General features: G+C 72.5%; 6 protein-coding genes. 2 read left to right on the top strand and 4 right to left on the bottom strand.

Annotated elements, in window-relative coordinates; genetic code table 11:
* A partial coding sequence (locus CCN44_RS35730) for an ATP-binding protein (protein WP_143650213.1) occupies positions 1-288 on the top strand: 288 nt, incomplete at its 5' end.
* On the opposite strand, the gene CCN44_RS35725 is transcribed toward CCN44_RS35730, so the two are convergent.
* From CCN44_RS35725 to CCN44_RS35710, 4 genes are all read right to left on the bottom strand, one after another.
* Positions 248-1,696: an amino acid permease gene (locus CCN44_RS35725; RefSeq protein WP_086702721.1), complete on the bottom strand. Its 1,449-nt coding sequence runs from the start codon at positions 1,694-1,696 to the stop codon at positions 248-250. The two genes, CCN44_RS35730 and CCN44_RS35725, sit on opposite strands and share 41 nt — an antisense overlap.
* Positions 1,697-1,806: 110 nt before the next feature.
* Complete coding sequence (gene argF, locus CCN44_RS35720; protein ID WP_059253357.1) at positions 1,807-2,829, bottom strand: ornithine carbamoyltransferase; 1,023 nt, start codon at positions 2,827-2,829, stop codon at positions 1,807-1,809.
* 62 nt (positions 2,830-2,891) lie between these two features.
* Positions 2,892-4,115, bottom strand: coding sequence for an arginine deiminase (locus CCN44_RS35715; RefSeq protein ID WP_059253355.1), 1,224 nt, complete (start codon positions 4,113-4,115; stop codon positions 2,892-2,894).
* Between the two features lie 185 nt (positions 4,116-4,300).
* The gene (locus CCN44_RS35710) at positions 4,301-5,725 is read right to left on the bottom strand and encodes a macro domain-containing protein (RefSeq protein WP_221334962.1); all 1,425 of its coding nucleotides are present in this window, start codon (positions 5,723-5,725) and stop codon (positions 4,301-4,303) included.
* Between the two features lie 44 nt (positions 5,726-5,769).
* Between CCN44_RS35710 and CCN44_RS35705 the strand changes: the two genes are divergently transcribed.
* The coding region (locus CCN44_RS35705; RefSeq protein ID WP_244204020.1) for a macro domain-containing protein at positions 5,770-6,586 on the top strand (817 nt) is incomplete at its 3' end.

The raw sequence follows: 6,586 nt of genomic DNA, 5'->3' as shown, positions 1-6,586 counted from the left end.
GAGCTGGTGGCCAACGCGGTGGAGCACACCGCCGGGCGCGGCCCGATCGAGCTGGTGGTGGAGCTGGCGCCGACCGGCTGCCAGGTCGAGGTGCACGACCCGGACCCGGCGCCGCCCGGCCAGCTGACCCGGCCGGTGATCGAGGAGCCCGACGTCTGGCAGGAGGGCGGGCGCGGGCTGCTGCTGATCCGCGCCCTCAGCTCGTCCTGCGGTCACCGCCCCACCCCGTCGGGCAAGGCGGTGTGGTTCAGACTGCCTGCGGTTCCCGCTCAGCGGCGGCCGGCGTGACCTCGTCCCGCGCGGCGGCGGCGAGCGTGGAGTGCCGGCGGCCGTAGGCGCCGTAGACCAGCAGGCCCACCGCGAGGAACACGGCGAACTGCAACCAGGTCTGCCAGCCGGTCTCGTACATCAGGTACAGGCAGAAGCCGACGCCGAGCAGCGGGGCCACCGGGTAGAGCGGCACCCGGAAGCTGCGCCTGAGGCCCGGTTCGCGGCGGCGCAGGGCGATCACCGCGATGTTGACGACGGCCATGATGGCGAGGGTGCCGATGGTGCACAGGTTCATCACGGCGTCCAGGGAGGCGAAGGCCGCCGGGACCGCGAAGACGACCGCGACGATCAGCGTGCCGGCGACCGGCGTGGCCGTCCGCGGGGACACCTTCTCGAAGACGCGCGGGATCAGGCCGTCCCGGGACATCGACATCAGGATGCGGGTCTGGCCGTACATCACCGCGAGGACGACCGAGGCGATGGCGACGACCGCGCCGAAGGCGATCACGCCGCCGCCGACGGTCGAGCCGGTGACCTCGTTGACGACGTGGGAGAGGGCGGCGGGGCGGCCGGCGACCTGGTCGCCGCCGATGGCGCCGATCGCGGCGAGCGCGACCGCGCAGTAGAGCAGGGTGACCACGCCCATGCAGACGAGGATCGCGACCGGGATGTCCCTGCGCGGGTTCTTCGCCTCCTCACCGGCGGTGGTGATCGCGTCGAAGCCGATGTAGGAGAAGAACGCGGCGGTGGTGCCCGCGCCGATGCCGCCGAGGCCGGCCGGGGAGAACGGGGTGAGGTTGCCGTCCTTGAAGGCGCTGTAGCCGATGGCGCAGAAGGCCAGCAGGATGGCCAGCTTCACGGCGGCCATGGCGGCCGTGGCCCGGGCGCTCTCCCGCACCCCGCGCACCAGCAGCACGGAGGCCATGGCGATGACGAGCACGGCGGGCAGGTTGACGAGGCCGCCGTCGCCGGGGCCCGCGGACAGGGCGGCCGGGAGCCGGACGCCGGCGAGGCTGTGCAGCAGCTCGTTGACGTACTCGCTCCAGCCGACCGCGACGGCCGAGATGGAGATGCCGTACTCCAGCAGCAGGCACCAGCCGACGAGGAAGGCGGTGGACTCCCCGAGGCCGGCGTAGGCGAAGGAGTACGAGGAGCCGGAGACCGGGATCGCGCCGCCCAGCTCGGCGAAGGAGAGGGCGGTGAAGACGCAGGTGATCGCGGCGAGGACGAAGGAGACGACGACGGCCGGGCCGGCCTGGGCGACCGAGTCGGAGAGGCCGACGAAGATGCCGGTGCCGACGATGGCGCCGACGCCGAAGCAGATGAGCTGGAAGAGGCCCATGGTGCGCTTCAGGCCGTGTCCCTCGCGGTCGGCTCCGGATTCGGCGACGAGCAGGTGCGGGGACTTGATGCGGGGAGCGGGCATGCGGGTGGTGCTCGTTTCTGGTGGTGCGGGCGCCGGTGATAGCGGCGCGGCGACGACTGTGGAAGGGGTGGTTCCGGGCCGCCGGTCAGGATAAGGCCTGGTGAGGCGGGTCAGGCAAGGGTTTCCCTGGCGAGTGTGGCCACCAGCACCGCCTTGATGGTGTGCAGGCGGTTCTCGGCCTCGTCGAAGACGACCGAGTGGGCGGACTCGAAGACCTCGTCCGTCACTTCCAGCGAGCTGAGGCCGTGGGTCTCGTAGATCTGCCGTCCCACCGTGGTGCCGAGGTCGTGGAAGGCCGGCAGGCAGTGCAGGAATCTCACGTCCGGGTTGCCGGTGGCGCGGAGCACGTCCATGGTCACGGCGTAGGGGGTCAGGGCCGCGATCCGCTCGTCCCAGACCTCCATGGGCTCGCCCATGGAGACCCAGACGTCGGTGGCGACGAAGTCGGCGCCCGCGACGGCCTCGGCGACGTCCTCGGTGAGGGTGACGCGGGCGCCGCTGGTGGCGGCGAGCGCGCGGGCGCGGTCGACGATCTCCTGGGCGGGCCAGTAGGACTTCGGGGCGGCGATCCGCACGTCCATGCCGAGCAGGGCGCCGGTGACCAGGTAGGAGTTGCCCATGTTGAAGCGGGCGTCGCCGAGGTAGGTGAAGGCGATCTTCCGCAGCGGCTTCGCGCTGTGCTCGGTCATGGTGAGCACGTCGGCGAGCATCTGGGTGGGGTGCCAGTCGTCGGTGAGGCCGTTGTAGACGGGCACACCGGCGTGCGCGGCCAGCTCCTCGACCTTGGCCTGGCTGTCGCCCCGGTACTCGATGGCGTCGTACATCCGGCCCAGCACGCGGGCGGTGTCCTTCACCGACTCCTTGTGTCCGATCTGCGAGCCGGAGGGTTCCAGGTAGGTGGTGTGGGCACCCTGGTCGGCCGCGGCGACCTCGAACGCGCAGCGGGTGCGCGTCGAGGTCTTCTCGAAGATCAGCGCAATGTTCCGGCCCCGCAGATACTGGGTCTCGGCCCCGGCCTGCTTGGCGGCCTTCAGCTCGGCGGCCAGCTCGACCAGGCCGCGGAACTCCTCCTCGGTGAAGTCCAGCTCCTTGAGGAAGTGGCGGCCGGCGAGGGCGGTCGGGACAGTCGCCATGGCGGGGCGCTCCAATGTATGACTACGAGGGACATTGGAATTCTATACGAGACTTCGCAATTCTATACGGCGTCTCGCTCTACGGGACAGCTCATGCACCGCGGTCCGCCCCGGCCCCGGCCCAGCTCGCTGCCCGGGATCTCGATCACCTCGATGCCCTGCTTGCGCAGATGCGTGTTGGTGGTGGAGTTCCGCTCGTAGGCGACGACCACGCCGGGTTCGACGGCGAGGACGTTGCAGCCGTCGTCCCACTGCTCGCGCTCGGCCGCGTGCACGTCCTGCGTGGCGGTGAGCACCCGGATCTCGCCGAGGCCGAGCGCGGCGGCGATCGCGCGGTGCATGTGCTCCGGGGGATGGTCGGTGACCTTCAGCTCGCGTTCGCCGGTGCCCGGTTCGATGGTGTACGAGCGGAGCATGCCGAGGCCCGCGTACTGGGTGAAGGTGTCGCCGTCGACCATGGTCATCACCGTGTCGAGATGCATGAAGGCGCGCCGCTTCGGCATGTCGAGCGCGACGATGGTGCGCGCCGAGCCGGCCGCGAACAGCTTGTGCGCCAGCATCTCCACGGCCTGCGGGGTGGTGCGCTCGCTCATGCCGATCAGCACGGCGCCGTTGCCGATCACCAGCACGTCACCGCCCTCGATGGTGGAGGGGTAGTCCGCCTGCCCCCGGGACCAGACGCGGAACGTTTCGTCACGGAACAGCGGGTGGTGGCGGTAGATCGCCTCGAAGTGGACGGTCTCGCGCTGCCGGGCGGGCCAGCGCATGGCGTTGATGGAGACCCCGTCGTAGATCCAGGCCGAGGTGTCCCGGGTGAACAGGTGGTTGGGCAGCGGGCGGAGCAGGAAGTCGTCCAGCTCCATGACGTGGAAGCGGACCGAGGTCGGTTCCGCGTGCCCGGCCAGGAACTCCCGCTTGGTCATGCCGCCGACCAGGGCCTCCGCCAGCTCCCCCGGGGTCATCCGGTCGAAGGCGGCGCGCAGGTGGCCGGTGGCGAGGGGGCCGTACTCCTTCTCGTCGAAGACCCGGTCCAGGACGAGTGCGCGGGCCTCGGGGAGCGCCAGGGTCTCGGCGAGCAGGTCCCCGAAGAGATGGACCTCCACCCCGCGGTCGCGCAGTACGTCGGCGAACCCGTCGTGCTCGGCGCGCGCCCGGCGCACCCAGAGCACGTCGTCGAAGAGCAGGGCGTCCTTGTTGCTGGGGGTGAGCCTCTTGAGCTCCAGATCCGGCCGGTGCAGGATGACGCGGCGCAGCCGCCCGGCCTCGGAGTCGACATGGAATCCCATGCTTCCATCCTGACCACCGGGGCCCCGCTTCACCCGCCGCTCGGCGGTTTCCGCGCCCCCGGGTTCTCCTCCCGCCGGCGGCACACGGCCGGATGCGCGCGCCGGGCGGGCCGGAAGCGCTCCGGAAGCGGGCGGAGGCTGTCGGCGGAAGCGCCCCCGGGGCTTTGCTGGGAGGCGTGAACAGATCAGCCGATGCCGGTCGGCGGGAGTGCCGGCCCCCGCTCGTCCACCCGCCGCAGGAAGGCCTCGACCGCCGACAGGTCGGTCCGCTCCAGCTCGTCGGCGCGGATGACGACGCGCAGCTCGGGGCAGACGGCGGGGTCCTGGCCCAGGCTCCGGGTGAAGGTCTCGACGATCAGCAGCAGGAGCTGGGTGCGGTCGAGCTCGACGAGGCGGGACAGGCCCGCGCCGATCAGCGGGATCGCCACCGGTTTGAACAGGCCGTGCAGGGCGACCGACGGCCACAGGCGTTCCAGGCTCAGCCTGAGGTCGGCCGGGGCGGACCGGGCCCGCAGGTCGTTGCCCAGCCGGGAGTAGGCGAGGGCGAAGACCCGGCGTTTGCCGACGGGGACCGCCACCGCGGTGCCGATCGGATAGCGGGTGCGCCGGCCGCGGCGCTTCGCCCGGACGCTCTCCGTGGCCAGCGGGATGACGTCCTTCAGCCCGCGGCGCAGGGCGGCGTCCAGCAGCCGGTGCCGGCCGTCGAAGAGGCGGTCGACCAGCTGGCCCTGCACGCTCTCCCGGCTGATCACGACGTCGTCGGTGGAGGTGTCGAAGGTGTCGGAGAAGCCCACGACCAGGTTGGCGTCCTCCTGGTCGAACAGGTCGCCGCGCAGCACGACGACGTCCACTCGCAGCCCGCGCAGGGTGTGGCGCAGCAGTTCGTCGCCGTGCCGCTCGCGCAGCCGGGCGTTCAGCCGGGCCAGGGTGGCGGCGGCCTCGGGGTCGTCCGGCCGTTCCCGGGCGGCCTGCTCGGCGACCGGCAGGGCGAGGTCGTAGCGGCCCAGCGCGGTGTGTCCGGCGATCAGTTCGCGCAGCGCGGTCTCCCTGAGCCGGTTCAGCCGCCGCACCGGCGCGCTCGCGAACTCCTCGTCCAGCGCCTCGGTCAGCGGCCGGCCGCGCCAGAGCCGCAGCGCGTCGGTGAGCAGCCGGACGGCCGAGGCGGGTGCCGCGCGCAGCGCGTCGCCCACCAGGCGGGTGAACTCGGCGCTGTCCAGTTCGTCGTCGGACAGGTCCAGCCGGTAGGTGCTCTCGGCCCCGCGCGCGGTCGGCAGCTGGCCGGTGCGCACGATCCGGGTGCCGTGGCCCGGCCCGGCCTGGTCGAACGCGCGCCGCAGCTCCAGGATCCGCTTCTGCACCTCGTTGCGGTTGCGCAGGTCCTGGTGGGGCAGTTCCACGGTGTGCTGCCAGACGTCCCGGTACAGCCGGCGCGCGGTGACGGCCTCGCCGTCCGCGGCGACCAGGCGGACCAGCAGGCGTGCCGTGAGCGGGGTGAGGCGTACCGGGGCGCCGTTGACGTCCAGCCGGACCGGGCCCAGGACGCTCACGCGGACGTGCGGTGGCCGGGTCTGCACGCGCCTCGCCCCCTCCGCCGCGTGACGTCCCGTCATCAGTGCGGTCAGCGTACCAAGGCGCTCCGGAGGGAAGCATGCGGTTGACCGGCCGACGTTCCTCGTCCCGTCCCGCCCGGCGCCGGCTCCCGCGCTCGTGGCGCGGGCGGCGGGTGTTCGCGGGCAGTGTGCTGGCGGCCTTCGGCGGGGTGTCGGCCGTCGTGCAGTTCGCCGGCCAGCTGTTCCCGGACGTCGTCTCGCGGCCCGGGCTGGTGCTGGCCGGTTCGGTGGCGCTGTGCCTGGCCTGGGGGCTGGCCCGAGCGCGCCCGCAGGCCGCGGTGCGCCAGGAGTTCGGGCGCCCCGGCATGACGGTGGTGGTCGAGGAGGGCGATCTGTTCGAGCAGCCCGGCCATCTGGTGGTGGGGTTCACCGACACCTTCGACACCCTGGTGGACGACGGTGTCGTCATCAACGACGGCAGCGTGCAGGGGCAGTTGCTGGCCCGTCGCTACGCGGGGGACGTCGGCCGGCTGGACGCGGAGCTGGCCGCCGCGCTGGCGGGGGTGGCTCCGGTGGCCTGGGAGAGTCCGCGGGACAAGCCGCGGGGCAAGCGGGCGCGGTATCCGATCGGGACGGTCGCCGTCCTCGGCACCCGGCCGGACCTGGTCTTCGGCGTCGCCTACAGCCGGATGGGCAACGACTGCGTCGCCTCGTCCGGGGTCCAGGACCTGTGGCTCGGCCTGAGCCGGCTGTGGGACGCCGTCCGCCGGCACGGCCAGCTGGAACGCGTCACCATGCCGTTGACCGGGGCGGGGCTCGCCCGGCTGCACGACCTGGACGAGGACAGCCTGCTGCGGCTGATCCTGCTGTCGTTCGTCGTGCACTCCTGGGAGCGGCAGGTCTGCCGCTCCCAGGAGTGCA

This window comes from Streptomyces tricolor, from assembly GCF_002155905.1.
GTDB lineage: Bacteria > Actinomycetota > Actinomycetes > Streptomycetales > Streptomycetaceae > Streptomyces > Streptomyces tricolor.
The sequence above is the reverse complement of the archived record's forward strand: the minus strand, read 5'-3'. Positions and strand labels throughout refer to the sequence as shown.